Origin of the sequence: Wenxinia saemankumensis (assembly GCF_900141735.1) — a bacterium.
In the GTDB taxonomy this organism is placed as follows: Bacteria; Pseudomonadota; Alphaproteobacteria; order Rhodobacterales; family Rhodobacteraceae; genus Wenxinia; species Wenxinia saemankumensis.
The window spans coordinates 554,402-581,204 of sequence record NZ_FQYO01000001.1 but is presented as its reverse complement, the minus strand read 5'-3'; the positions used below and the strand labels follow the sequence as shown (position 1 = coordinate 581,204).

25 protein-coding genes are annotated in these 26,803 nt (G+C 71.8%); 19 read left to right on the top strand and 6 right to left on the bottom strand.

What is annotated here, in order from left to right:
• Positions 1-61 precede the first annotated feature (61 nt).
• The 7 genes from BUE30_RS02650 (at position 62) to BUE30_RS02620 (ending at position 6,264) form a co-directional block, all read left to right on the top strand.
• Complete coding sequence (locus tag BUE30_RS02650) at positions 62-1,594, top strand: acyl-CoA carboxylase subunit beta (RefSeq protein WP_073326283.1); 1,533 nt, start codon at positions 62-64, stop codon at positions 1,592-1,594.
• A 41-nt stretch (positions 1,595-1,635) separates the two neighbouring features.
• Positions 1,636-2,022, top strand: coding sequence for a hypothetical protein (locus tag BUE30_RS02645; RefSeq protein ID WP_073326282.1), 387 nt, complete (start codon positions 1,636-1,638; stop codon positions 2,020-2,022).
• Positions 2,019-2,414 carry a DUF6497 family protein gene (locus BUE30_RS02640; RefSeq protein ID WP_083601038.1) on the top strand — a complete coding sequence of 132 codons (396 nt, stop codon included), beginning with the start codon at positions 2,019-2,021 and terminating at the stop codon, positions 2,412-2,414. Before BUE30_RS02645 ends, BUE30_RS02640 begins: the two co-directional genes overlap by 4 nt.
• A gap of 14 nt (positions 2,415-2,428) precedes the next feature.
• Entirely contained in the window at positions 2,429-2,773 is a 345-nt protein-coding gene (locus tag BUE30_RS02635) for a hypothetical protein (RefSeq protein WP_073326526.1), read from the top strand.
• Between the two features lie 331 nt (positions 2,774-3,104).
• Positions 3,105-3,317, top strand: coding sequence for a hypothetical protein (locus BUE30_RS02630; protein ID WP_073326281.1), 213 nt, complete (start codon positions 3,105-3,107; stop codon positions 3,315-3,317).
• A gap of 108 nt (positions 3,318-3,425) precedes the next feature.
• Positions 3,426-5,471, top strand: coding sequence for an acetyl-CoA carboxylase biotin carboxylase subunit (locus tag BUE30_RS02625; protein WP_073326280.1), 2,046 nt, complete (start codon positions 3,426-3,428; stop codon positions 5,469-5,471).
• A gap of 4 nt (positions 5,472-5,475) precedes the next feature.
• Positions 5,476-6,264 (top strand): hypothetical protein, encoded by a 789-nt coding sequence (locus BUE30_RS02620; RefSeq protein WP_073326279.1) that lies wholly within the window; start codon positions 5,476-5,478, stop codon positions 6,262-6,264.
• 102 nt (positions 6,265-6,366) lie between these two features.
• On the opposite strand, the gene BUE30_RS02615 is transcribed toward BUE30_RS02620, so the two are convergent.
• Complete coding sequence (locus BUE30_RS02615; RefSeq protein WP_073326278.1) at positions 6,367-6,870, bottom strand: DUF4174 domain-containing protein; 504 nt, start codon at positions 6,868-6,870, stop codon at positions 6,367-6,369.
• A gap of 310 nt (positions 6,871-7,180) precedes the next feature.
• Between BUE30_RS02615 and scpA the strand changes: the two genes are divergently transcribed.
• From scpA to BUE30_RS02585, 6 genes are all read left to right on the top strand, one after another.
• Positions 7,181-9,307 (top strand): methylmalonyl-CoA mutase, encoded by a 2,127-nt coding sequence (gene scpA / locus BUE30_RS02610; RefSeq protein WP_073326277.1) that lies wholly within the window; start codon positions 7,181-7,183, stop codon positions 9,305-9,307.
• Positions 9,308-9,674: 367 nt separating this feature from the next.
• A complete protein-coding gene (locus tag BUE30_RS02605) occupies positions 9,675-10,274 on the top strand; it encodes a VOC family protein (RefSeq protein WP_073326276.1) in 600 nt (199 codons plus the stop codon).
• Entirely contained in the window at positions 10,271-10,738 is a 468-nt protein-coding gene (locus BUE30_RS02600; RefSeq protein ID WP_073326275.1) for a GNAT family N-acetyltransferase, read from the top strand. The genes BUE30_RS02605 and BUE30_RS02600 overlap by 4 nt, the downstream gene beginning before the upstream one ends.
• Before the next feature lie 89 nt (positions 10,739-10,827).
• Entirely contained in the window at positions 10,828-11,508 is a 681-nt protein-coding gene (locus BUE30_RS02595; protein WP_073326525.1) for a molecular chaperone DjiA, read from the top strand.
• A 1-nt stretch (position 11,509) separates the two neighbouring features.
• Positions 11,510-12,568 carry an endonuclease/exonuclease/phosphatase family protein gene (locus tag BUE30_RS02590; RefSeq protein ID WP_083601036.1) on the top strand — a complete coding sequence of 353 codons (1,059 nt, stop codon included), beginning with the start codon at positions 11,510-11,512 and terminating at the stop codon, positions 12,566-12,568.
• Between the two features lie 6 nt (positions 12,569-12,574).
• The gene (locus tag BUE30_RS02585; RefSeq protein WP_073326274.1) at positions 12,575-13,036 is read left to right on the top strand and encodes a hypothetical protein; all 462 of its coding nucleotides are present in this window, start codon (positions 12,575-12,577) and stop codon (positions 13,034-13,036) included.
• Between the two features lie 659 nt (positions 13,037-13,695).
• Here BUE30_RS02585 and BUE30_RS02580 read toward each other — a convergent pair.
• The 5 genes from BUE30_RS02580 to BUE30_RS02560 all read right to left on the bottom strand — a co-directional run bounded on the left by BUE30_RS02580 (position 13,696) and on the right by BUE30_RS02560 (position 20,688).
• Entirely contained in the window at positions 13,696-15,231 is a 1,536-nt protein-coding gene (locus BUE30_RS02580; RefSeq protein ID WP_244526251.1) for a Ppx/GppA family phosphatase, read from the bottom strand.
• A gap of 365 nt (positions 15,232-15,596) precedes the next feature.
• Complete coding sequence (locus BUE30_RS02575; protein ID WP_073326272.1) at positions 15,597-17,771, bottom strand: RNA degradosome polyphosphate kinase; 2,175 nt, start codon at positions 17,769-17,771, stop codon at positions 15,597-15,599.
• Between the two features lie 76 nt (positions 17,772-17,847).
• Positions 17,848-18,534, bottom strand: a complete 687-nt coding sequence (locus BUE30_RS02570) for an HdaA/DnaA family protein (RefSeq protein ID WP_073326271.1) — start codon at positions 18,532-18,534, stop codon at positions 17,848-17,850.
• A gap of 2 nt (positions 18,535-18,536) precedes the next feature.
• Complete coding sequence (locus BUE30_RS02565; protein ID WP_073326270.1) at positions 18,537-19,661, bottom strand: AI-2E family transporter; 1,125 nt, start codon at positions 19,659-19,661, stop codon at positions 18,537-18,539.
• Positions 19,662-19,692: 31 nt separating this feature from the next.
• On the bottom strand, positions 19,693-20,688 hold the full coding sequence (locus tag BUE30_RS02560; protein ID WP_073326269.1) for a LysR family transcriptional regulator: 996 nt from the start codon (positions 20,686-20,688) through the stop codon (positions 19,693-19,695).
• 191 nt (positions 20,689-20,879) lie between these two features.
• Between BUE30_RS02560 and BUE30_RS02555 the strand changes: the two genes are divergently transcribed.
• From BUE30_RS02555 to BUE30_RS02530, 6 genes are all read left to right on the top strand, one after another.
• Complete coding sequence (locus BUE30_RS02555) at positions 20,880-21,338, top strand: cupin domain-containing protein (protein ID WP_073326268.1); 459 nt, start codon at positions 20,880-20,882, stop codon at positions 21,336-21,338.
• A 91-nt stretch (positions 21,339-21,429) separates the two neighbouring features.
• Positions 21,430-21,846 carry a hypothetical protein gene (locus BUE30_RS02550; protein ID WP_073326267.1) on the top strand — a complete coding sequence of 139 codons (417 nt, stop codon included), beginning with the start codon at positions 21,430-21,432 and terminating at the stop codon, positions 21,844-21,846.
• Between the two features lie 82 nt (positions 21,847-21,928).
• Complete coding sequence (gene proS / locus BUE30_RS02545; protein WP_073326266.1) at positions 21,929-23,266, top strand: proline--tRNA ligase; 1,338 nt, start codon at positions 21,929-21,931, stop codon at positions 23,264-23,266.
• A gap of 509 nt (positions 23,267-23,775) precedes the next feature.
• Positions 23,776-24,486: a ThuA domain-containing protein gene (locus BUE30_RS02540; RefSeq protein WP_073326265.1), complete on the top strand. Its 711-nt coding sequence runs from the start codon at positions 23,776-23,778 to the stop codon at positions 24,484-24,486.
• 236 nt (positions 24,487-24,722) lie between these two features.
• A complete protein-coding gene (locus BUE30_RS02535) occupies positions 24,723-26,015 on the top strand; it encodes an ABC transporter permease (protein WP_073326264.1) in 1,293 nt (430 codons plus the stop codon).
• Positions 26,008-26,700, top strand: coding sequence for an ABC transporter ATP-binding protein (locus BUE30_RS02530; RefSeq protein WP_073326263.1), 693 nt, complete (start codon positions 26,008-26,010; stop codon positions 26,698-26,700). Before BUE30_RS02535 ends, BUE30_RS02530 begins: the two co-directional genes overlap by 8 nt.
• Positions 26,701-26,803: the final 103 nt, after the last annotated feature.

Below are 26,803 nucleotides of genomic sequence, written 5' to 3'. Positions count from 1 at the left end.
GCGGCGGGGGCGCGCATTTTGCATAGCTTTGCGGATGGCCGGCTATGCGGGAGGACGGGAGATGCGCGACATCCTGACGGAGCTCGAGGATCGCCGCGCCGAGGCGGCGCTCGGCGGCGGGGACCGGCGGATCGAGGCGCAGCACGCCAAGGGCAAGCTGACCGCGCGCGAGCGGATCGACCTGCTGCTCGACCAGGGCAGCTTCGAGGAATTCGACATGTTCGTCCGTCACCGCGGCACCGAGTTCGGCGTGGATGCCGAGCGTCCGGCCGGCGACGGCGTCGTGACGGGCTGGGGCACGATCAACGGCCGGATGGTCTATGTCTACAGCCAGGACTTCACCGTCTTCGGCGGCTCGCTCTCCGAGACCCATGCCGAGAAGATCTGCAAGATCATGGACATGGCGATGCAGAACGGCGCGCCGGTGATCGGGCTGAACGATTCGGGCGGCGCGCGGATCCAGGAGGGCGTGGCATCCCTCGCCGGCTATGCCGAGGTCTTCCAGCGCAACATCATGGCCAGCGGCGTGGTGCCGCAGATCTCCGTCATCATGGGACCCTGCGCGGGCGGGGCGGTCTATTCGCCGGCCATCACCGATTTCATCTTCATGGTGAAGGGCACCTCCTACATGTTCGTCACCGGCCCAGACGTGGTGAAGACGGTCACGAACGAGGTGGTGACGGCCGAGGAACTGGGCGGGGCCGTGACCCATACGCGCAAGTCTTCGGTCGCCGATGCCGCCTTCGAGAACGATGTCGAGGCGCTGATCGAGGTGCGCCGCCTCGTCGACCTGCTGCCGCTGTCGAACCGCGAGAAGCCGCCCGTCCGCCCCTTCTTCGACGATGTCGACCGCATCGAGCCGGCGCTCGACAAGCTGATCCCCGTCAACCCCAACATGCCCTACGACATGAAGGAGCTGATCGCGGCGGTCGCCGACGAGGGCGATTTCTACGAGATCCAGCAGGAGTTCGCGAAGAACATCGTCACCGGCTTCGTTCGGCTCGAGGGGCAGACGGTCGGCGTGGTGGCGAACCAGCCGATGGTGCTGGCCGGGTGCCTCGACATCGACAGCTCGCGCAAGGCGGCGCGGTTCGTGCGGTTCTGCGACGCGTTCGAGATCCCGATCCTGACGCTGGTCGACGTGCCGGGCTTCCTGCCCGGGACGGGCCAGGAATACGGCGGCGTCATCAAGCACGGGGCGAAGCTGCTCTTCGCCTATGGCGAGGCGACGGTGCCGAAGGTCACGCTGATCACCCGCAAGGCCTATGGGGGCGCCTACGACGTGATGGCGTCCAAGCACCTGCGGGGCGATTTCAACTATGCCTGGCCCACGGCCGAGATCGCGGTGATGGGGGCGAAGGGCGCGACCGAGATCCTGCACCGCTCCGAGCTGGGGGATCCCGAGAGGATCGCGCAGCGCACGCGCGACTACGAGGACCGCTTCGCCAATCCCTTCGTCGCGGCCGAGCGCGGCTTCATCGACGAGGTGATCATGCCCCGCTCGACCCGCCGGCGGGTCTGCCGGGCCTTCGCCTCGCTCCGGGGCAAGCGGCAGTCGAACCCGTGGAAGAAGCACGACAACATCCCCCTCTGACCCCTTCCTACCAACCGTCCCTGACCGAAGGCGCCTTCCGCATGCGCATCCTGACCGCCCTCTGCCTGATCCTGGCGCCGCTCGCCGCGCCGGGGCAGGGTATTCCCGAGGGCTGGAGCCTCGGCGCCATCGGCTACGAGGACCGGATGAACCGGCTCCAGGCGCGGCCCGATTTCCCCGGCGCGCCCAAGATCGCGCGGTTCCTCTGGACCGGCGAGGGGGACGCGCCGAACCCGCGCACCTTCCCCTTCTACGCCGCCTGCCGCGAGCTCGCCGCCTTTCACGAACGGCTGGGCGAGACGCTGTTCGACCTGCGGATCTCGGCCGGGGTCTCGAGCGGGGGCGTGATCACCCTGTCCCGGTCCGTCACCCGCGAGTTCGAGGTGGTGGACGGGCGCTGCCTGTCGGATGCGGGGACCGAGCTGTGAGGGCCGCGATCATCCTCGCGCTTCTCGCCGCGCCGCTCGCCGCGCCCGCGCAGGAGATCGACGCCCCGTCCGGGCTGCACCTCGTGCTGCAGGACGTGATCTGGGAGGCCGAAACCGCGACGGTGCGCCTGCGATTCGTCGCCCCCGCGCTGGGCGGGACGGGCGAGGACGGCGCGCCGATGGCCTTCTCGGAGGTGTCGGGCGACTTCCAGTGGCTCTGCGACGTCCATGGCGTGCCCGCAATCGTCGCCAACGACCTCGCCGCGCGGCAGGTCGTCATCTCCATCGCCGACCGCGAGATCCCGTTCGGCCAGATGGACCCCGACGCCGTCCAGTTCTTCGAGGGCTACTCGATCGCCGCGGACGGCACCTGCCAGTGGGAGCCCTATTGATGCCACGCGAGGACATGGTGAAGCATCGCGGCTTTCCCGGCCGCCTGCCCGGATCGGACTACCAGTTCGTGATCCGCCGCGCGAACCCGAAGGGCGTGACCCCGCTGACGGAGAGGCCGCGCTTCAAGGACCGCCGGCAGGCGGACAGGATCGCCGACGAGGCCTTCCTCGCCGCGCTCTGGGAGCATTTCGGGGAGGAGCCCTTCGTTCGCGGCAACCTCGATGCGGGGCGACTCAGCTGGCTCTTCGGGCGCGAGGTGATCCCCGCCGAGGAGCCGTTCGACCCGGCCTCCTACGACGCGATGCTGAGGATCGACGTCGATCGGGCGGCCGCGTCCTTTCCGGAGGTCTTCGCATGAGCGTCTTCCCGCCGGCTCGCCCTGCGGTTGCGCGGACCGCCGCCGAGACGGCGGGGCGGGGCGAGTTCGCGATGGATCGGGCGACGTCGGCGTGTCATGTTCGGGATGTGGACGGGGGGTCCAGCAAGTCCCCGGCCACACGACGTCAAGACCGTTACCCTTCCCCTACCGGGCGACCCGTCTTCCTTTCGGAAGGCGGGTCGTCTTTATTCGAGGGGGGGCTGTCCGCGTTCGGCGGGGAACCGCCCCGCGGGGCCGAGCGTTCTTGCCACCGGCACGGACCCGTGCAACCGACGCACACGACTGGGGCAGTCACGACAGGAGAAACGTCATGGGCATCAAGTTTGCCGCCATCGCAGGCCTCATGGGCCTCACCGCTCTTTCCGCCTGCGGCCAGACCGCTGCGGAATGCGCCGCCACCGGGGGCGTCCTCGGCGCCGCCGCCGCCCGCGTCACGGGCGAGGATGTGGGTTCGGGCGCGCTGCTCGGCGCCGCGGCCGGCCTCGGCGCGCGTCAGGCGACCTACGGCGACGGCTGCTACTAAGCCGATCGCGCACCGGCCCCCGGGCCGGACCGGACAGGGCCGTCCGGGGCAGATCGCCCCGGCGGCCCTTTTCGTTTGCGCGGCGGGACGACGGGGGAGGGGGGACGCATGATCCGAAAGCTGCTCATCGCGAACCGGGGCGAGATCGCCTGCCGGGTCATCAGGACCGCGCGCCGCATGGGGATCGCGACCGTCGCGGTTCATTCCGAGGCGGATGCCGGCGCGCTGCATGTCCGCCTCGCCGACGAGGCGGTGGCGATCGGCCCCGCGCCCGCCGCCCAGTCCTACATCGCCATCGACCGGGTCATGGAGGCGATCCGCGCCTCCGGCGCCGATGCCGTCCATCCCGGCTACGGCTTCCTCTCCGAGAATCCGCGATTCGCCGAGGCGCTCCAGGCGGAGGGCATCGCCTTCGTCGGCCCGCCGGTGAAGGCGATCGAGGCGATGGGCGACAAGATCACGTCCAAGAAGATCGCGGCCGAGGCGGGGGTCAGCACGGTTCCGGGCTACATGGGCCTGATCGGCGACGCGGACGAGGCGGCCCGGATCGCAGGCGAGATCGGCTACCCGGTGATGATCAAGGCCAGCGCCGGCGGCGGCGGCAAGGGCATGCGGATCGCCTGGGACGAGGCCGAGGCGCGCGAGGGGTTCGAAAGCAGCCGCAGCGAGGCGGCCAGTTCCTTCGGCGACGACCGCATCTTCATCGAGAAGTTCGTCACCCAGCCCCGCCATATCGAGATCCAGGTGCTGGCCGATACGCATGGCACCTGCCTCTATCTCGGCGAGCGGGAATGCTCGATCCAGCGCCGCAACCAGAAGGTGGTGGAGGAGGCGCCGTCTCCTTTCCTCGACGCCGCCACCCGCAAGGCGATGGGCGAGCAGGCCGTCGCGCTGGCGCAGGCCGTCGGCTATGCCAGCGCCGGGACGGTCGAGTTCATCGTCGACGGGGACCGCAACTTCTACTTCCTCGAGATGAACACCCGCCTGCAGGTCGAGCATCCGGTGACCGAGCTCGTCACCGGCATCGACCTCGTCGAGCAGATGATCCGCGTCGCGGCGGGCGAGCGGCTCTCCTTCGGGCAGGAGGACGTAAGGCTGACCGGCTGGGCCATCGAGAACCGCCTCTATGCCGAGGACCCGTATCGCGGCTTCCTGCCCTCGATCGGGCGGCTCACCCGCTACCGCCCCCCGGCGGAACGCGCGGCGGGGCCGATGCTGGACGCGGGAACCTGGCACGGCGAGGCGGGGACCGGAGAGACCGCGATCCGCAACGATACCGGCGTGTTCGAGGGCGGCGAGATCAGCATGTTCTACGACCCGATGATCGCCAAGCTCTGCAGCTGGGGCCCGGACCGCGCCAGCGCCATCGAGACGATGCGCGGCGCGCTCGACGCCTTCGAGGTGGAGGGGATCGGGCACAACCTGCCGTTCCTCGCGGCGGTCATGGATCACCCCCGTTTCGTCTCGGGCGAGCTGACGACCGCGTTCATCGCCGAGGAATGGCCGGACGGGTTCGACGGCGTCGCCCTGCCGGAGGGCGAGCTGCGCCGCGTCGCCGCCGCCGCGGCCGCGATGAACCGCGTGGCCGAGATCCGGCGGACCCGCGTCTCGGGTCGCCTGGGAAACCACGAACGCAAGGTTGGCGACGACTGGGTGGTGGTGATCGACCGGGCGGAATGGCCGGTGCGGGTGGCCGCCGGGCCGGGCGGGGCCGACGTGACCTTCGACGGGGGCGTCACGCTGCGGGTCGAGGGGGACTGGACGCCGGGTCAATCGCTCGCGCGGCTGGTGGTGGACGGCGCGCCGCTGGTGCTGAAGGTCGGCAAGGCGACGGGGGGCTTTCGCCTGCGCAGCCGGGGCGCGGATCTGCGCGTCCATGTCTACACCCCCCGCCAGGCTGAACTCGCGCGGCTGATGCCCGAGAAGATCGCGCCCGACACGTCGCGGCAGCTGCTGTGCCCGATGCCGGGCATGCTGGTGAAGCTGAATGTCGGGCCGGGCGACGAGGTGCAGGAGGGGCAGGCCCTCTGCATCGTCGAGGCGATGAAGATGGAGAACATGTTGCGCGCCGAGCGGCAGGGCGTCGTGGCGGCGGTTAATGCCGCACCCGGCGACAGCCTCGCGGTGGACGAGGTGATCCTGGAATTCGAGTGATCCCGTGCCGGCCGCGTCGCCCCTTCTCTGGCTCGTCGGCGCGATCCTCTCCGCGCTGATCCTCTACGGTGCGCTCTTCGCGACGCGGCAATCGGCGGCGGTGCGCGGGCTCTTCGCCCAGTTCTTCCTGCTGGCCTTCCTGCCGCTGCTCGTGCTGCTCGGCGTGCCGCTCGCCCTGCTGTCGCTGCTGGTCGAGATGGACGAGAGGGTCTGGCAGGCGCTGATCGCGGGCGTGGTGATCGTCGCGGGGTGGCTCACCACCGCGATCTTCGACCGGCTGGCGCGGGCGCGGGACAAGGCCGAGCGGCTTCGCGACACGCACAAGGCGCTCTTCGCCGAGATCCGCAGCGCGCTCTCGGCCATCCATGGCGGAGGCGAGGGCGGCCGCTGGGGTGCGGAGGTGCTGGACCGGATGCGGCGCGAGCCGGACTTCGTCCCCTTCGTCCCGGCCGAGAGCCACGACCAGATCTTCGACGCCGTGGTCGGAACGCTCGACGTGCTGCCGCGGGTGACGATCGACCCGACCGTCGCTTTCTACAAGCAGATCAAGGATGTGGGGCGCATGGCCGAGGATCTGCGCTCGCCCCGGTTCATCGCCCTGCCGCAGCAGCGCCGGATCGCGATGTTCGCCGATTTCCTGCAGATGCGGCAGGTGGCCTTCACGCTGGGGGAATACGCGCTGTCGCTGATCGCCGCCTTTGCCGAGGGCGGAACGCCGGCGGCCGAGCGGGCCGCCGAACGATTCAGTAGCCGGGCCGGGGGCCCGTCTGACCCTTCACCGGGATCGGCGTGAGCGGGATGTCGGTCTGACGTTCCATGGTGCGCCTCCTGTCCTCGTGATTTCGATATAGGGCCGCCGGCCCCCCCGCGCAATCGCGAGGGGGGCACGACGCGCTCAGCCGCCCTCGCGGATCTCCTGCTGTCGCAGGGGCATCTTGTCGATGGCCCGCCCGATCTCGCGCACGGTGAAGGGGTCCGGCTTGCGCTGCGCGATCCGCCCGTCCTTCGAGATGAGCACGATCCCGAACCCGCGCGGCCGGAGCTGCGCGCGTGCATCCGATTCCGCCGACGGGTCGGAATCCAGGATCACGACCACGTCGCGGACGACGAGCTGGCCCAGATCCGCCTCGAGCATCGCCACCTGCTCGGCGAAGCGGGGATCGTTCGGGCTGTCGGCGAAGACGATCACGGGCCGGGCGATGTAGAGGAAATCGGCCAGGGTCACGTCGGCGGCGTCGAGGAAGACGCCGGGATCCATCTCCCAGCGCTCCACCGCGCTCAGCTCGCTCGCATCGCTGACGGCCGGCGCCTCGGTCGAGGCGAGGCTCTCCTGCGCGAGGGCCGGCGCGGCGGCGGCGCAGAGGGCGAGGGCGGCGGCGATCTGTCGGGCATGTCCCATGCCTCCGAAGATAGGGGTCCGGCAGGCCGATGCGAAGGGCGACCCGTTGCCGCTGACGAAGATTTGGGCCCGGGGAGCCACGCCCCGCGATACGGGGTCCGCGACACGGGGCCCGTGACACGGGGGCCGCGACACGGGGCCCGTGACACGGGGGCCGCGACACCGGGCCGCGACGCGGGACCCGCGACACCGGGCCGCGACACGGGGCCCCGACACCGGGCCGCTACCCGCCGCGCCCGCTTGCCCTCGCCCCCCCGGGCGGGCCAAAATCGCGCCGGAGCGGCGACACCGCGAGGGAAGGAGAGGCACGATGGCCGACAAGACCGCCTGGGCCGACCGCGCCCGCAAGGAACTGAAGGGCCGCGATCCCGAGGACCTGACCTGGCGCACGCTCGAGGGGATCGAGATCCGCCCGCTCTACACCGAGGACGACATCGCCGGGCTGGACCACCTTGGCACCATCCCCGGCGCGCCGCCCTACCTGCGGGGACCGCGCGCCACGATGTATGCCGGCCGGCCCTGGACGATCCGGCAATATGCCGGCTTCTCCACCGCGGAGGAGAGCAACGCCTTCTACCGGCGGGCGCTGGCGGGCGGGCAGCAGGGCGTCTCCGTCGCCTTTGACCTCGCCACCCATCGCGGCTACGACAGCGACCATCCCCGGGTCGAGGGGGATGTCGGCAAGGCGGGCGTGGCGATCGACAGCGTCGAGGACATGAAGATCCTCTTCGACGGCATCCCGCTGGGCGAGATCAGCGTCTCGATGACGATGAACGGCGCGGTGATCCCAATCCTGGCGAGCTTCATCGTCGCGGGAGAGGAGCAGGGCGTGGACCGCGCGTCCCTTTCCGGGACCATCCAGAACGACATCCTCAAGGAGTTCATGGTCCGCAACACCTACGTCTACCCGCCCGAGCCCTCGATGCGGATCGTCGCCGACATCATCGAATACACGTCGGCCGAGATGCCGCGCTTCAACTCGATCTCGATCTCCGGCTACCACATGCAGGAGGCCGGGGCGAACCTGGTGCAGGAGCTGGCCTTCACGCTCGCCGACGGGCGCGAATACGTCCGCGCCGCCATCGCGCGGGGGATGGACGTGGACGCCTTCGCCGGGCGGCTGTCCTTCTTCTTCGCCATCGGCATGAACTTCTTCATGGAGGCGGCGAAGCTGCGCGCCGCGCGTCTGCTCTGGCACCGGATCATGTCGGAGTTCGCGCCGAAGAAGGAAGGCTCGCTGATGCTGCGCACGCATTGCCAGACCAGCGGCGTCTCCCTGCAGGAGCAGGATCCCTACAACAACGTCATCCGCACCGCCTACGAGGCGATGAGCGCGGTGCTCGGCGGCACGCAGAGCCTGCACACGAATGCGCTGGACGAGGCGATCGCCCTGCCGACCGATTTCTCCGCCCGGATCGCGAGGAATACCCAACTCATCCTGCAGGAGGAGACGGGCGTGACCCATGTCGTCGATCCGCTGGCGGGCAGCTACTACGTCGAGAGCCTGACCGCGGAGCTGGCCGAGAAGGCCTGGGCCCTGATCGAGGAGGTGGAGGCGCTGGGCGGCATGACCAGGGCGGTGGCGAGCGGCATGCCGAAGCTGCGCATCGAGGAGAGCGCGGCCCGGCGGCAGGCGCTGATCGACCGGGGCGAGGACGTGATCGTCGGCGTCAACAAGTACCGCAAGGACAGGGAGGATCCGATCGACATCCTCGACGTCGACAATGTCAGGGTGCGCGACAGCCAGATCGCCCGGCTTGGGCGGATCCGCGCCGGCCGCGACCAGGCCGCCTGCGATGCCGCCCTTGCCGCGCTGGAAGAGGCCGCGCGGGGGGACGGGAACCTGCTCGCCGCGGCGGTGGAGGCGGCGCGCGCCCGTGCCAGCGTCGGAGAGATCAGCATGGCGATGGAGAAGGTGTTCGGCCGCCACCGGGCCGAGGTGAAGACCCTCGCCGGCGTGTACGGCGCCGCCTATGCCGGCGACGAGGGGTTCGCGGCGATCCAGAAGGACGTCGAGGCCTTCGCCGAGGAGGAGGGTCGCCGGCCGCGCATGCTGGTGGTCAAGATGGGTCAGGACGGCCATGACCGGGGGGCGAAGGTGATCGCCACCGCCTTTGCCGATATCGGCTTCGACGTGGACATGGGCCCGCTGTTCCAGACGCCCGAGGAGGCGGCGCAGGACGCGGTCGACAACGACGTCCACGTCGTCGGCATCTCGTCCCAGGCGGCCGGGCACAGGACGCTCGCGCCCAAGCTGGTGCAGGCCCTCAAGGACCAGGGCGCGGAGGAGATCATCGTGGTCTGCGGCGGGGTGATCCCGCAGCAGGACTACGCCTTCCTGCGCGAGGCGGGGGTGAAGGCGATCTTCGGCCCCGGCACCAACATCCCCGAGGCGGCGCGCGGCATCCTCGACCTCATCCGGCAGGCGCGGGACTGAGTGCCGCCCCCGGGATGGCCCCCGGGCCGCCCCGGTTGCACGCCGGGTCCGCCCCCGAAGATCCTTCGGCGCAGCCGCGCCAGCCGGTCAGCATGCGCCGGAGGCCCGGGGGCTGGCGGGGCCGGGTCCCGGGCGTCCGCGCTTCGCCCGCGCGGCCCCGTCACGCTCCCGCCCCGCGACGCCTCGGGGGCCGGGCGATCCGCCCGGGCTTCCTTCCGGCCCCGAAACCCGGCCCGTCGCCGCTCGGCGCGCTTGAACCTTTCCCTCCCAGGTGGTCTCTCGGTTCCGTGATGCCGCCCGGCGCCCGGAAACGCGGCGCGGGGGGCGATCCGCCACGAGACCGGCGCCTGCGAGGAGACCCGCCCCCGTGAAACTCGATCATCTTGCCGTCGTCTGCGCGGATCTCGATACCGGTGCGGCCTGGGCGGAGGACCGTCTCGGCGTGCCGCTGCGCGCCGGAGGGCGGCATGCCCGGTTCGGGACCTGGAACCGGCTGGTCCGGCTCGGCTCCGGCGAATATCTCGAGGTGATCGCCCCCGATCCCGGTGCGTCGCCCCCCGCGGGGCCGCGCTGGTTCGATCTCGACCGGGCGCCGGACGAGCCGCGCCTCGGCAACTGGATCTGCGCCGTGCCCGACCTCGACGCCGAGACGCCGGTCGCGGGTCTCCCGCTCGATCTCGCCCGCGAAGACCTGACCTGGCGGATCGCCGTGCCCGCCGATGGCGGCCTGCCCCTGCAGGGCGGGCATCCGACCCTGATCGAATGGGGGACCGGCACGCACCCGGCCGCGCGCCTGCCCGATGACGGCCTCTCGCTCGTCGCCCTCGAGATCCGCCACCCGGAGGCGGAGGCGCTGTCCCGCCGCCTGTCGCCGCGCCTCGCCGATCCGCGCATCGCCTTCGTCCCGGCCGCGGTTCCGGGCCTGAAGGCCCGCATCGCCACCCCCGCCGGCGAGGCGATCCTGTGATTCGCCGCGCCGGGCCGGGCGATGCCGGGGCCGTCGCCGCGATCTGGAACCACTACATCCGCGAGACGATCGTCACCTTCCTCCCCGACGAGAAGACGGAAGAGGATGTGCGCCGCGCGATGGGGGCCGATCACGGCTTCTGGGTCGCGGGGGATCCGGCGATCGGCTTCGCCCGCTGCTTTCCGTTCCGCTCAGGCCGGGGCTATGCCCGCACGGCCGAGCATACCGTTCTGCTGTCGCCGGGGCAGGGCGGCCGCGGCCTCGGCCGCGCCCTGATGGCGGCGCTGCAGGACGATGCCCGCCACCGGGGGATCCATGCCCTCATGGCAGGGGTCTCCGGCGAGAACGCCGCCGGCCTCGCCTTCCACCGCGCGATCGGCTTTCACGAGGTGGCGCGCCTGCCGCGGGTGGGGTGGAAGTTCGACCGACCGCACGATCTCTTGCTCCTGCAGAAATTCCTCTGACCGCCGCGCCGCGGCGCGCTACACTCCCGGCCATGTCGCAGACCTCTCCGCCGAACCGGCCCAGCCCGAACGCCCCGCCCAGGGAGTCCCTGTCGCTGTGGTCCCGCATCGCAGACGCGCTCGCCGCCCTCGCCAAGGGCGAGGGGCTGGCGGCCGTCTTCGACATCCTGCGCGGCCCGCGCGAGCGCAGCGTCGCCTTCGCCATCGCGGTGATCGCGCTCGGCGCCAAGATGGCCAAGGCCGACGGCCTCGTCACCCGGGCCGAGGTCATGGCCTTCCGCGAGGTCTTCCACATCCCCCCCGAGGAAGAGGCGCAGGCCGCCCGGGTCTTCGACCTCGCCCGGCAGGACGTGGCGGGCTTCGACACCTATGCCCGCCGCATCGCCCGGATGTTCGAGGACGCGTCCGAGACCCTGTCCGACCTCCTGGAGGGGCTGTTCCACATCGCCGTCGCCGATGGCGGCTACCATCCGTCGGAGGACGCGTTCCTGCGCGAGGTGGCGACGATCTTCGGCTTCGACGAACGCGCCTTCCGCGGCATCCGCGGCCGCTTCGTGCCCGAGGCCGAGCGCGACCCCTACGACGTGCTCGGCGTGGCGCCCGATACCCCGCGGGACGAGATCCGCGCCGCCTGGCGCCGCCTCGTGCGCGAGAGCCATCCCGACCGGATGATCGCGCGCGGCGTGCCGGAAGAGGCGGTGAAGCTGGCCGAGAAGCGGCTCGTCGCGGTCAACCGGGCCTGGGAAGAGATCGAGGGCAGGGCGGCCTGACATGTCCGGGGCCAGCGCGTCCGGGGCCGGGATCCCCGCGCAGGCGGCGCCGGGGCGCCCGATCCGGCTCGCCACCTGGAACGTCGAATGGTTCGATCACCTCTTCGACGATCGCGGACGGCTGCGCCCGGACGGGCCGTCGGGCCGCGACGGGATCGGCCGCGCCGAGCAGGGGTGGGCGATCGCCCGCGTGCTCGCCGCGCTCGATGCCGACGCGGTCCTGATCGTCGAGGCGCCCGACATCTCGCGCCGCCGCAACGGCGCGGCCGCGCTGGAGGCGTTCGCCGCCCGCGCCGGGATCCGGGCGCGGGCCGTGCTCGCCGGCCCCGGCAACGACACCCAGCAGGAGATCCTGCTGCTCCACGATCCCGGCCGCCTGCAGGCCCGCCACGCCCCGATGTCCGGCCCCTCGCCGCCCTTCGACGGTAACGGCCCCGGGCTGGTCGAGGGCCGGCCGGTCCGCTGGTCCAAGCCCCCGCTCGAGGCGGCGCTGACCCTGCCGGACGGACGCGCGCTCCGCCTGATCGGGGTGCATCTGAAGTCCAAGGCCCCGATCGGCGCCGAGGACGCGGCCGATGCGCGGCGTTTGGCGCGGCGCAACCTGGCCAAGCAGCGCGCCCAGGCCGCCTGGCTGCGCGCCCGGGTGGACGAGGTGCTTGCGCGGGGCGAGGCGCTGGTGGTGCTGGGGGATTTCAACGACGGCCCGGCGGCGGGGGCGACCGGCGACGGGCCGGGCCCGTCCTCGCTGTCCATCGTCGTCGGCCCGCCCGGGCCGGCCCGGCTGCACGATCCCTCGGCAGAGCTCGCCCTGGCCGGGCCCACCATTGCCCAGCCCGCCACGGCGCGGTTCCGCCTGCCGGGCGGGCGGGGCTGGCTGTCCGCTCTGCTCGATTACGCGATGGTCTCGCCGGACCTCGCCGCGACCGCGCCGACCTGGACGATCTGGCACCCGTTCGACAATTCCGCCGCCTGGGGCGATCCCGGCCTGCGGCAGGCGCTGCTGCACGCCTCGGACCATTTCCCGGTCACGCTGGACCTGCCCGCCGCGCCCGCTACCTGAAGCGGCATGAAACAGATCGCCCTTCCGCTCGCCCTCGCGCTCCTCGCCCCGCTCGCCGCCCCCGCCCAGGAGGCGGAGGGGGAGGACGGCTTCAACCTGATGGAGGAGGGCGCCCGCACCTTCCTGCGCGGCCTGATGAACGAGGCGCAGCCGACGATGGACGAGTTCCAGGGGCTCGCCCAGGACTTCGCCCCCGCCTTCCGCGATTTCGCCCGGGGCCTGGGGGACGGCTTCGTCGAGATGATGGGCACGCTCGACGACATCCGCAATTACGAGGCGCCGGTCATCCTCGACAACGGCGACATCCTGATCCGCCGGCGCGAGGACGCGCCCGCCTGGGTTCCGCCGGATCTCCGCGGCGAGGGCGAGGAGGACAGCGAGCCCGCCATGCCCGAGGCGCCCGGGGCGCCGGCCGACGACCTGCCCGGTCCCGAGGACATCGTCCCCGGGGAGGAAGTCGAACTCTAGGCCCGCCCCCCGTGCGTCGGTCCGCCCCTGCCCCGGGGCATTCCACGCGAGCGGCCCGGGCCGCCCGCCTGCCCGGGCGGCACTCCGGGGTTCGGGATCGGGTCGCGCCGGTCCGCGCCGGCGCGCCCGACAGAACCGGTCTCCCCCATCCGATCCGTTCGGTCGCCGCCCGAGAACCCGCCCGCCCCCGGAAGGTTCGTGCCGTCAGTCCCGCACGCTCGCAGGTCCCGGTTCCGCAGCCCGCGCCCGCCCCGGTCCGACGCGCCCCGCTCCCCCCTTCGCAGGGTTCACAAATACCGTCCGCACGTGCCGCCCGCGCCACCGCCGGGCCGAAGCGCCGCCCCCGGCCCCCGCCACGCGACGACGGAGGCCGATCCCCCGGGACGCGCCCGCCCCGGTTCGGCGCGCCCCGCTCCCCCCTTCGCAGGGTTCCCAGATACCGTCCGCACGCGCCGCCCGCGCCACCGCCGGGGCGGAGCGCCGCCCCCGGCCCTTGGCACGCGACGACCGAGGTCGATCTCCCGCGCCCGCGCCCGCCCCGGTCCGGCGCGCCCAACTCCCCCTTGGCAGGGTTTCCAAATACCGTCCGCACGCGTCGCTCGCGCCACCGCCGGGACGGGGCGAGGATCCCGCGCGCCGTCGGAGGCCGGCGGCGCCGTTCAGCGCGAGACGGTGCCCTCGGCCCCCATCGCCGCGGCGAGGGCCTGGAACCGTTTCTCGGCGACCTCGCCGAACAGTGCGCCGGCGGCGGGGCTGACCTTGCAGTCGAGCACCTTCTTCTTGGGGTGCCAGGAAAGCTTCGCCGGCACCGCCTCGGCGCCGAGCCAGAGCATGGCGCCGAGGCGCATCGCCCGGCCGAGGACTTCGGCCTCGCGGATCTCGTCCTCTTCCAGCAGGCCGAGCAGCGCCTCGATGCGGGTGCCTTCGCGCTTGGAGGCATAGCGGTGCAGGAGGGCGAGGCCGAGATAGACCCGCTCGCGGTGCTTCAGCCCGCCCAGGTTGGCGCGGGTGGCGTTGTCGAAGCAGACCTCGGCCCGGTAGTCGGGATGGGCGCGCCAGCTGACATCGTGCAGCAGGCAGGCGGCATGGATGATGCGCCGCTTCTGCCAGTCCGCCCGGGTGAAGAGCGGGGCGACGAAATCGTAGAGCCGGTCGCCGAAGCCGGGCAGGCGCGCATCCTTCGCCTCGGCGAAGCGTGCCGCCTCGATCAGGGGGTCGCGGGTGCGCAGCCCGTCATCCATCGCCTCGTAGAGCAGCCCCTCGCGGATGCCGTAGGACGAGACGGTGATGTCCTTGGGCCGGAAGGTCCGGACCACGTTGTCGAGCACGTGGATCGCGTAGGGCACGAGGCTCATCCGCTCCGAGCTGATCGACAGCCGGCCCCGCAGGTCCTCGAGGTCGCTCTCCTCGATGAAGTCACGGGTGGCGCTGACGGCCCGCGAGGTCATGCGGTATTCGTGCAGGACGTGCAGTGGGTAGCCCCGGCGCTCCATGTCGATCCGGGCGATGGCGCGCCAGGATCCGCCGACGAGGAACAGGCGCATCCCCGTCTCCTCGCCCATGTTCTGGTGCAGCGTCTGCACGACGCCGCGCACATGCGCCTTCAGACCCTTCTTGCCCCCCGGCACCTCGCGCAGCTTGAGCGGCCCGAGCGGCGAGGTCAGGCGCCGCCCCACCTCGCCGTCCGAGAGGTCCGCCAGTTCCATCGACGAGCCGCCGATGTCGCAGACCAGGCCGTAGGAGCCGGGCCAGCCCAGCAGCACGCCCTGCGCCGAGAGGCGCGCCTCCTCGTCGCCGTCGATGACCTTTACGTCGAGGCCCGTCAGCTCCTTCACCTCGCGGCAGAAATCGGGACCGTCCGACGCCTCGCGCACGGCCGCCGTGGCGACGATGGAGAGGGGCGGCAGCTTCATCCCCTCGGCCAGCATCGCGAAGCGGGCGAGGGCGGCGAGGGCGCGCGCGCGCCCCTCGGGCGACAGGTGTCCGGTCTCGGACAGCCCGGCGCCGAGGGCGCACATGATCTTCTCGTTGTAGAAATAGGCGGGGCTGCGCGCCGCCCCGTCGAAGACCACCATCCGCACCGAGTTCGACCCGACATCGACCACGCCGATATGGGTGAGCGTCTGGGTCTCGTCGGGGATCGAGGCGGTCGGCTTGAAGACGGCCCGCCGGACGGCGCCGGTGTCGGAGATCATGTCCATCGCATCCCGCAAGGTCGTGCCGGTCGGCGGGACCATGTAAGTCGGGGTCGCACGAGTCAACGCGCAGGACGCGCGCCGCCCCAGCGTCACCCGGGGCCGCCCGGTGCGGCGGCGTGCCCCACCGTGGGCTGGCGCGCGCCTGCCCGGTCGCTGCGCCCGAAGCCCGCTCGTCCCGCCATGCGGGGCCGAGGCGGCCGGGGCGGGGCGGCGCATCCAGGTCCGACCGCTGCCGAGGCATCCCCGCGCGGGAGTCCGGGCGCAGGACCGGTCGACGGCCCATTCGCCCGGCTGCCGCCGGTTTCGTCGCGGGGACGCGGCCCGGTCGGGGCCGGGCGGCGCGTCCGGGCCGAGGTTTCCCCTCAGTCGTCGTGGCTGTGGGTCAGGTGCGGCACGTCCTCGGCCCCGGCCGAACCGCGGCCCGAGAGCGAGGGGTTCTCCATGAAGAAGCGGTGGCACGAGAAGGGGCGCCCGTCCGCGTCGTCCTCGGCCCGGACGAAGGTGCCGTCGGGCTGCATCAGCCAGGACTGCGCCACGTCGGCGAGGTTGGCGGCCATGATCTGCTCGACGATCTGCGCCTTCACCGTGGGGTTGGTCGCCTCGATCAGCGTCTCGACCCGGCGGTTGAGGTTGCGGCCCATCCAGTCCGCCGACGAGATGAAGACCCGCGCCCGTGTCGAGGGCAGGCCGAGCCCGCCGCCGAAGCAGACGATGCGCGAATGTTCCAGGAACCGGCCGATGATCGACTTCACCCGGATGTTCTCGCTCAGGCCCTTCACGCCCGGCCGCAACCCGCAGATGCCGCGGATGACGAGGCTGATCTGCACGCCCTCCTGGCTGGCGCGGTAGAGCGCCTCGATGATGTCCTGCTCGATGAGCGAGTTCATCTTGGCCCAGATGACCGCCGGCCGCCCCGCGCGCGCATGCTCGATCTCGCGCTCGATGAAGTCCATCAGGCGCGGCTTCAGCGTCTTGGGCGACAGGGCGAGGTTCTCCAGCCCCATCGGCTCGGCATAGCCGCCGACATAGTTGAACACCTTCGTCGCGTCCCGCCCGAGTGCCGGCGAGCAGGTGAAGAGCGACAGGTCCGTGTAGATCCGTGCGGTGATCGGGTGGTAGTTTCCGGTGCCGAAATGCGAATAGGTCACCAGCCGGTCGCCCTCGCGCCGGACGACGACGCTGACCTTGGCGTGGGTCTTGTACTGGGTGAAACCGTAGACGACATGCGCGCCCGCCCGTTCCAGCCGGCGGGACTGGCGGATGTTCGCGGCCTCGTCGAACCGGGCCTTCAGCTCGACCAGCGCGGTGACCGACTTGCCGTCCTCCGCCGCCTCGCACAGCGCCTCGACCACGGGCGAATTGCGCGAGGTGCGGTAGAGCGTCTGTTTGATCGCCACCACGTCGGGATCGGCGGCGGCCTGCCGGATGAAGCGCACCACCATGTCGAAGGTCTCGTAGGGGTGGTGCAGCAGCATGTCCTTCTGGCGGATGGCGGCGAACATGTCGCCGTCATGGTCCTGCACCCGCTCCGGCACGCGGGGGGTGAAGGGCGGCCAGAGCAGGTCGGGCCGGCGGTCTGTGACGAGTTCCGAAAGATCGCCGATGCCGATCAGCCCCTCGACCTCGACCACCTCGCGCTCTGTGATGTGGACCTGTTCCACGATGACCCTGCGCAGCCCCGCGGGCGCGCCCGAGGACAGCTTCAGCCGGACCACCTCGCCCCGGCGGCGGCGCTTCAGCGCGGTCTCGAACTCGCGGACGAGATCCTCGGCCTCCTCCTCGACCTCGAGGTCGCTGTCGCGCAGCACGCGGAAGATGCAGTGCCCCTTCAGGCGGTAGCCCGGGAAGAGCTGACCGAGAAAGAGCAGGCAAAGCTCCTCCAGCGGCAGGACGCGCCGTCCGTCGCCCGAGGGCGAGACGTCGTGGAACCGCGCGATCTGTCGCGGCACGGGCAGCAGGGCGCGCAGGCTGCGCCGCTCCTCCTCGTGCTCGAGCTGCAGCGCCAGCGCCAGCCCCTCGTTCGGGATGAAGGGGAAGGGGTGGGCGGGGTCGATCGCGAGGGGCGAGAGGACGGGAAACACCTCGTCGAGGAAGACCTCGGTCAGGTGCGCGCGCTCCTCCGGCGTGACCTCCTCGCGCGTGAGGACACGGATCCCCTCCTGCGCCATCAGGGCCAGCAGCTCCGACAGCACCTCCTGCTGCCGGGTCATCAGCGCGCGGGCATTCTCGTCGATCAGCGTCAGCTGCTCGGCCGGGGTGAGCCCGTCGAAGGACGGGGTGAGGTTGCCCGCCATCGCCAGCTCGCGCAGGCCCGCCACGCGGACGGTGTAGAACTCGTCGAGATTGCTGGCCGAGATCGACAGGAATCGCAGCCGTTCGAGCAGCGGCACGCGCGGGTTCTCGGCCTCGCCGAGGACGCGCCAGTTGAAGCCGAGCCAGGACAGCTCGCGGTTGAAGAAGCGCGCCGGTCCCTCCGGCACCTCGCCGAGGTCGACCGGGTCGGGAAAGGGCGCGTCGAGGAAGTTCGCCAGGCTCATGGAGAGCGGCGATACGGGCGGCTCGTGACGGGGCGATGACATTCGGGGGGCGGGCAGGTCGTCGGGCATGGCCCGATCATCGCGCCCCCGGGCCCCCGCTGTCCAGATCGCCCGAGAGCCAGGCGCGGGCCAGCGGCACGGTGACGGCGGATTTGCGCGCGAGCGAGGCCGCGTCGAGCGCGGCCACCGCCTCGGCCGCCGCCGCGTGTGACCGGCCGATCCGCGCGGCGAGGTAGGACAGCACGCCCGGCGCGGGGGCCAGACCGCGATCGGAGAAGAGCTTGGCCAGCAGCGCCAGGGTCAGCATCTCGTCCGGGTCGCCGATCCCCGCGGCGAGCGTGCCCTGCAGCCGGCTGGCGAGGTCGGGCAGGGCGACGGCGAGGCGCGCGGCCGGCCGGTCGGCGGTCATCAGCAGACGGCCGCCCCCCTGGCGGAGGCGGTTGTGCAGGTGGAAGAGCGCCACCTCGCCGTCCGGCGTCAGGCGCTGGAGATCCTCGACCGCCACCGCGGCATCGTCCGGGGGGCGGGGCGCGTCCTCGATCCGGCGCGCGTCGATCCGCGCGCCGCCCACGCTCTCCAGCCAGAGGCGGGCGAGGTGGCTCTTGCCCGCGCCGGCGGGCCCGTGCACCAGCAGCTTGCCCTCGGGCCAGGGGGCGGGGCCCGTCACCAGCTCGTAGGCGGCGCGGTTGGGCGCCCCGACGAAGAAGTCGGCCGCCCCCAGCCGGACGTCCGGCGGCAGGTGCAGGGGAAGCTGCCGGGCCATCGTCAGGGGGCGGGCGGGCCCGAGTGGGCGACGACGGGGGCCGGGCCGGTGGTGGGACCTGTGGCGGGACCGGTTTCGGGCGTGCCGGTATAGAGCTGCGAGTCCTTGTAGCGGTCGACCCCGAACCGGGCGATCACGCCGATCACCGCCGCCACGGGCACCGCGGCCAGCAATCCGACGAAGCCGAACAGCGCGCCGAAGACCGACAGCGCGAAGAGCAGCCAGACCGGGTGCAGCCCGACGCTCGATCCCACCAGCTTGGGCGTCAGGATGTTGCCCTCGACGAACTGGCCGGACTGGAAGATCGCCCAGACGACCAGGATCCACACCCAGTCGCCCCAGAACTGGACCAGCGCCATCCCGATGGCGAGGCCGCCGCCGACCAGCGCGCCGACATAGGGGATGAAGGTCAGGAAGCCCGCGACCGCCCCGATCACCAGGCCGAAATTCAGTCCCACCAGGGCGAGCGCGATGGCGTACCAGGTCCCCAGGATCAGGCAGACGAGGCCCTGGCCCCGGATGAAGGAGGCGAGGGTGGTGTCGATCTCGCGTCCCAGCCGCCGGATCGTCGGCGCATGCTCGCGCGGCAGCAGCTCGTCGACCTTGGCGACCATCCGGTCCCAGTCGACCAGCAGGTAGACGCTGACGACCGGCACCACGACGAGCAGCAGGACGACGTTCAGCAGGCCCGAGACCGAGGAGAACAGCGCCGCGATCAGCGCGCCGCCCCTCTCCTGGATGGCGGCGCCGATCGTGGCCAGCTGCTCCTGCACCGCGCCCCCCTCGGCCATCAGCTCGGGGAAGCGGGTGTCGAGCGCGCCGTAGACCCGGGCAAAGAGCTCGGGCGCGAATTCGACGAGATTGGTGGCCTGCTGCACCAGCGTCGGGATCACCAGCAGGATCAGCAGCACGAAGACGAGGATCGAGAAGACGGTGATGACCGCGACCGAGGCGGCCCGGCTCAGCCCCAGCCGCTCCAGCCGGTCGGCCAGCGGGTCGAGGATGTAGGCGATGGCCCCGCCCAGCACGAAGGGCAGGATCACGTCCCCCAGCAGCCAGAGCAGCAGGACGAGGATCGCCGCCGCGATTCCCCAGTATTTCAGCTGTTGCGAGACCTGAAGCGCCATGCCGCCTGTTTGGGCCAGCAGCCGGCGGCGATCAAGCGCCAAGCGGGTCCGATCGCATCGGGTGCGGCGCGGCCGTGCCCGCGGGCAGGGCATGCGCCGCCGCCGCCTCCTCCGCGACGAGGTCGCGGAACCAGCGATGGGCCGACGCCTCGTTGTGCCGGCGGTGCCAGACGAGGCAGAGGTCGAGCGGATGGAGCGGGATCGGTGCGCCCCAGAGGTCGATCCGGCCCAGGGCCGCCTCCCGCAGGCCGATCAGTTCGGGAAGGACGGCGAGGCAGTCCGTGCCCGCCACCATGGCGGTCAGCGGGCTGAATCCCGGCGCCGTGGCGACGATCCGGCGGCGGCGGCCCAGGCGCTCCAGTTCCGCGTCCTCGTTGCCGAGACGGGCGATGGCCCCCCGGTCGAAGCCGAACCGGACCTGCGGGATCTCGCAGAAGAGGTCGAGCGGCAGCGTGTCGCCGGGCGCAAGCCCCGCGCGGGCGAGGGCCGGATGGCCCGGACGCGACGCCACGACGAAGCGCGAGGTGAAGGCGACGCGGCTTTCCAGGTCGTCCGGAAAGGGGAATCTCGGCACGACGAGGACGTCGATCTCCTCTTCCCGCATCCGGTCGAGCGAATGCTCGAAAATCTCGTCCACGATGGTCGTGCGCACGCCGGGCGCCTCGACGGAGAGGCGCCGCAGGACCGGGGGCAGGACGATCTCGGACACGTAGTCGGCTCCGCACAGATGGAAGGTCCGCTCCAGCCGGGCGGGGTCGAGCAGCTCGGTCCCCGCCAGCACCCGCTCCGCCGCCTCCAGCGCCGCGCGGACCTGCGGGGCGAGGGCGCGGGCGACTTCCGTGGGCTGCAGCCTCTGGCCGGCGCGAACGAAGAGCGGGTCGGCCAGGGCATGGCGCAGCCGCCCCAGGGCGGCGGATACCGCCGGCTGCGACAGGCCCACCCGCTGGCCGGCGCGGACCGTCGATCCCTCGCGCAGGAGCGCGTCGAGCACCTTGAGGAGGTTGAGATCGAATCCGGCCAAATTCATGGGATCGATAGATACCATACAATCAATCGATTTGGTCCGGGGGGCACGTTGCCTTTATATGCCGGCAGCCGCGATCATCGCATCCCGGCATGATTTGAAAAAACGGTTTCAGCAGCATCGCGCGGGGGTGGACGAAAGGTCCGGCCTGCGGCCGCCCCCGCCTTGCCGCTGTCGCATTGGAGACGACCTACATGCTCGACACATTTTCCACCGATCTCGGTCCCGGCACGCTCGACTGGAACGGCACGCTCTACAAGGTGGTGCTCGCCCCCGAGGAATCGGGGGGCGCCATGTCCATCGTGGACAGCGTCTCGCCCGCCCGTTCGGGACCGCCGCGCCATGTCCACCATGCCGAGGACGAATGCTTCGTCGTGCTCTCGGGTCAGGTCGAGTTCTGGCTCGAGGGAGAGAGCTTCGTCCGCGGGCCCGGCGAGACCGCCTTCATTCCCCGCGGGCGGGAACACACCTACCGTGTGGTGAGCGACATCCCCTCGCGGCACCTCGTCATCCTGACGCCCGGCGGGTTCGAGGGCTTCTTCCGCGACATGGCCGAGGGACGGTACCGCATCCCCGAGGACATGGAGGCGGTGATAGAGAGCGCGAAGCGGCACAACCTGGATTTCACCGGGCCGCCGCTCGGCGCGGAATGATGCAGGTCGGGACGGGCGGGCGAGACCCACCCCGCCCGCCCGTCCGCCCCGGGGCGGCCCCGCCGGCCGCGACAGACGAGGGAAGAACCAGATGAAGGACATCGCATTCCGCTTCTTCGCCGCGGGCGCCATATGCGTCACGATCGGCATGGCCTGGGGCATCCAGATGGCCGCCAGCCAGAACCACATGATGGTCGGCGCGCATGCGCATCTCAATCTCGTGGGCTGGGTGACGCTCGGCCTGTTCGGGCTCTACTATCGCACGACGCCCGCGGCGAACGCCTCGCGCCTGGCCGGCATCCATTTCGTCGTCGCCGTGGCGGGCGTCGTCCTCTTGGTGCCCGGCATCGCGCTCGCCACTTCCGGCGGGTCCGAGATCCTGGCCATCGTGGGCAGCTTCGTCACGATCGCCTCCATGCTCACCTTCCTGGTCGTCCTGTTCCGCTACGGGTTCGGCGCGGAGGGCACGGTCCGGCCGCACCGCCACGCGGTCCGGCCCGCGGAGTAGCGCCAAAGGCCCCCGAGGCCGCTTGTCACGGCCCCGGGGGAGCGCTTATGCAGCCTCTCGCCCCAGTTCCGCGAGTGTGACCATGCGCCTGACCCGCTACTTCCTGCCGACCCTGAAGGAGACCCCGCGCGAGGCGCAGATCGTCAGCCACCGGCTCATGCTTCAGGGGGGGATGATCAAGCAGCAGCAGGCGGGAATCTATTCCTGGCTGCCGCTCGGCTGGCGGGTGCTGAAGAACATCGAGCGCATCGTCCACGAGGAGCAGGAGCGCGCGGGCCACATTCCCCTGCTGATGCCGACGCTGCAGCCGGCCGAGCTCTGGCGCGAGAGCGGGCGCTACGACGCCTACGGGCCCGAGATGCTGCGGATCACCGACCGGCAGAACCGGGAGATGCTCTACGGGCCGACCAACGAGGAGATGATCACCGACATCTTCCGGTCCCACGTCAGCAGCTACAGGGACCTGCCGCTGACGCTCTACCACATCCAGTGGAAGTTCCGGGACGAGATGCGCCCCCGCTTCGGCGTGATGCGCGGCCGCGAGTTCCTGATGAAGGACGGCTACAATTTCGACCTCGACAAGGAGGCCGCGCTCCACGCCTACAACCGGCACATGGTCAGCTACCTGCGCACCTACGAGCGGATGGGCCTGACGGCGATCCCGATGCGCGCCGATAGCGGGCCGATCGGCGGCGAGGACACGCACGAATTCCTCGTCCTGGCCGAGACGGGCGAGAGCGAGGTCTTCTACGACGACCGGGTCACCGGGCTGAAGCTGGGCGCGCGCGAGGTCGATTACGACGACCGGGCCGAGATCGCCGCGATCTGCGAGGAGTTCACGACGCTCTACGCGCGCACCGACGAGACGCATGACGCCGCCGTCTACGAGGCCGAGGTGCCGGAGGCGCATCGCCGGGTCGGGCGCGGGATCGAGGTCGGGCAGATCTTCTACTTCGGGACCAAGTATTCCGAACCGATGGGCGCCGTGGTGCAGGGGCCGGACGGCAGGCAGGTGCCGGTCCACATGGGCTCGCACGGGATCGGGGTGTCGCGCCTGCTCGGCGCGATCATCGAGGCCAGCCACGACGACAAGGGCATCGTCTGGCCCGAAGGCGTCACGCCGTTCCACGCGGGGGTGGTGAACCTGCGCGCGGGAGACGGCGATTGCGATGCCGCTTGCGCGGCGATCGAGGCGGGTCTGGCCGCGCGCGGGCTCGAGGCGCTGGTCGACGACCGCGATGCGCGGGCGGGCGAGAAGTTCGGGACGATGGACCTGATCGGCCTGCCCTGGCGCGTCACGGTCGGCCCGCGGGGCCTGAAGGACGGCAAGGTCGAGCTGACCTCCCGCCGCACGGGCGAGGCCGAGGAGATGTCGGTCGAGGCCGTGATCGACCGGATCGCCACGATCTACGGCCGCTGATCCGGCGGAGCGGGACGTTCGGCCCGCACGCTGTCTTTCGGAGCGGGCGGCGGTGCGAGCCCCCTGTCCCGGCGGTGGCGCCGGTGGCGGGTGCGGACGGTATTTGCGACCCTGCGAAGACAGGGGGCGGGCCAGGGCCGGGAGCCGCGGTTCCGGGGGCCCCGCGTCGGCCGCGGAGCCCCTGTTCCCGCGGTGCCTGCGGCGGTGGCCGCAGAAGGTGCTTCCCCCCTGCGAAGGCAGGTGGCGGGGCGAAGCGCCGCGGTCCGACGAGCGCCGCGGGGCCGGTGGGGCCGGAGGCGGGTGCGGACGGGACGTGTCTTTCCGCGAATCCTGTGGCCGGCGGGGGGCAGGGAGCGTCGGCGCTTCCGGGATCGGGCGACGGCGGAGACGGCTCCCGGCGGCCCGGGCCGGGGGCGGCGCGCCCCCCCGGGGGACGGGCGCGCGACGCGGCCTTGCATGTCCACCGTCCCCGGCGCAGGGTCCGCGCCGATCAAGTGGAGGACGAGACGATGGCCAAGGCACTCATCACCTGGGGCGGCTGGGAGGGGCACGAGCCCGAGCAGGTGGCGGGGATCTTCGCCCGCATGCTGGACGGCGAGGGGATGGAGGTGCATCTCACCGACAGCCTCGCCCCGTTCGACGACGGCGAGGCGCTGCGCGGCTACGCGCTGATCGTGCCGGTCTGGACCATGTCCGAGCTGTCGAAGGAGGCCGCGCGCAACGTGAGCGAGGCGGTGGCACGGGGAACCGGCCTCGCCGGGTGCCATGGCGGCATGTGCGACGCCTTCCGGTCGAACGTGCTGTGGCAGTTCGTGACCGGGGCGAACTGGGTCGCGCATCCGGGCGGCGACGGCGTGGATTATACCGTCGACATCGTCTCGGACGATCCGCTGGTCGCGGGGATCGAGTCCTTCCCGGTCTCGTCCGAGCAGTACTACCTGCATGTCGACCCGGCGAACGAGGTGCTGGCCACGACGCGCTTTCCGACGGTCGAATGGTATCACGCCGCGAACGGGCCGGTGGACGTGCCGGTCGCCTGGAAGCGGGTCTGGGGGAACGGCCGGGTCTATTACAACGCGCTGGGCCACAAGGCCTCCGTCATCGCGCAGGGCCCGGCCCACGAGATGCTGCGCCGCGGCCTCGTCTGGGCGGCCGAGGGCAAGGCGGCGGCCGGCGCCGGGGACGTCTCGCGCTGGGCGGCCGAGGGCAACCACTACTGAAGGGGCTGCCTCCGGCCCCGGCGGGGGGGCGGAGCCGCGCGGCGCGGGGTCGAAGCCTCGGGGCCGGGCGAAGGACGGGCAGGGTACGGGCGGCGTCACTTCGCCCCGTCCGGTCTCCCGCCCGGCCCGTCCGGCCCCTCCTCTGCGCCCGGGCCCCGGCAACGGGCCCGTGACTTGACGGCGGGGCCGCGCCGGGCGAAGCCGCGGCCTGCCTCTCCCGGCGCCCGGAGGATCCCATGGCCCGACGCACCGCCCCCTTCGCCCCGTTCGAATGGATGATCGCCTGGCGCTACCTGCGCGCGCGGCGGGCCACCGGCGGTGTCAGCGTCATGACCTGGATCAGCCTCGTCGGGGTGACGCTCGCCGTCTTCGCGCTGATCGCGACGCTGGCCGTGCGGGCGGGGTTCCGGGCGGAATTCGTCGACACGATCGTCGGCGCGAACGCCCATGTCACCGTCTACCCGGTTCCGGAGGTCGTGCCCGGGACCGAGGTGATCGTCCGCCGCCTGACCGATTACGCCCCGCTGGCCGAGGCGCTTGCCGCCGCGCCGGGCGTGGTCCGTGCGGCCCCGATGGTGCGCGGGCAGGTCATGGCGAACAACGGCCAGGCCAATGCCGGGGTCGAGGTCTACGGCATGGCGCTCGAGGACGTGGCGCGGATCCCGCGCATCGCCGATCCCGAGACCGGGATCGGGGATCTCTCGCGCCTGGACGAGGGGATCGCCATCGGCTCGGGCGTCGCGCGCGAGCTGAACCTCGGCGTGGGCGACATGATCCGCATCATCTCGCCCAACGGCGCGCGCACGCCGATGGGCACGAGCCCCCGGGTGAGCGCCTACGAGGTGGTCTACGTCTTCTCGGCCGGACGCTACGACATCGACCGGACGCGGGTCTACCTGCCGCTGGCCGAGGCGCAGAGCTTCTTCAACAAGGACGGCGTCGCCGACGAGATCGAGGTGATGGTCGAGGATCCCGACGAGGTGGAGCGCTACCTGCCCGCCCTCGCGGCGGCCGCAGGGGAGACGGGGGTGCAGCTCTGGACCTGGCGGGACAGCGCGGGCGGCTTCCTGCGGGCGCTGACGGTCGAGGACAACGTGATGTTCGTCATCCTGTCGATCCTCGTCCTCATCGCGAGCCTCAACATCATCTCGGGCCTCATCATGCTGGTGAAGAACAAGGGCCGCGACATCGGGATCCTGCGCACGATGGGCCTGACCGAGGGATCGGTGCTGCGCATCTTCTTCCTCTGCGGGGCGAGCATCGGGACGATCGGCACGATCCTCGGCGTCGCGCTCGGAATCGCCTTCGCCACCTGGATCGACCCCATCTTCAGCCTGGTGAACTACGTCTCGGGCGGCGGCGTCTGGGACCCGTCGATCCGCGGCATCTACGCCCTGCCGGCGGAGCTGCGCGGCGCCGACATCCTCAAGGCGGTATCGCTTTCCCTGCTGCTGTCCTGGGTCGTGACCATCCTTCCCGCGCGCCGCGCCGCGCGAATGAACCCCGTGGAGGCGCTGCGCTATGAATGACCGGACCGCGCCGGCCCTGTCCCTCGCCGGGGTGGGCAAGACCTACAATCCCGGCCGCCCGAACGCGGTGGAGGTGCTGCGCGGCGTCGATCTGGACGTGGCTCCGGGCGAGGTGGTCGCGCTCGTCGCGCCGTCGGGCGCCGGCAAGTCGACCCTGCTGCACATCGCCGGCCTGCTCGACACGGCCGATATTGGCCGGGTCTCGCTGGGCGGGCGCGACATGACGCGGCTCGGCGATCGGCCGCGCACCGCGGCGCGGCGGGACCAGGTGGGCTTCATCTACCAGTTCCATCACCTGCTGCCCGAGTTCAGCGCGATCGAGAACATCGTCCTGCCGCAGCTGGCCAACGGCACCTCCCGGGCGGAGGCGCGCAGCCGGGCCGCCGGTCTGCTGGCGCAGGTGGGGCTGGAGAACCGGGGCAAGCACCGCCCCGCCGCCCTGTCGGGCGGCGAGCAGCAGCGCGTCGCCTTCTGCCGGGCCCTCGCCAACGCGCCCCGCCTGCTGCTGGCGGACGAGCCGACGGGCAATCTCGACCCGGCCACGTCGGACCGGGTCTTCGGCGCGCTGATGGACCTCGTCCGGGGGACGGGCCTCGCAGCGCTGATCGCGACGCACAATCTCGACCTCGCCGCCCGGATGGACCGGCAGGTCCGGCTGGAGGCGGGCCGGATCGTGGCCGCCTGACCATGGCTGACCCGGGGCCCGACCGGCCGGCCCTGACGGTGCCGGCGGGCCGCACCCTACGGAGGCGTGAGTTGCCGTCCCGGCGGGCCGCCCCATCTGGCCC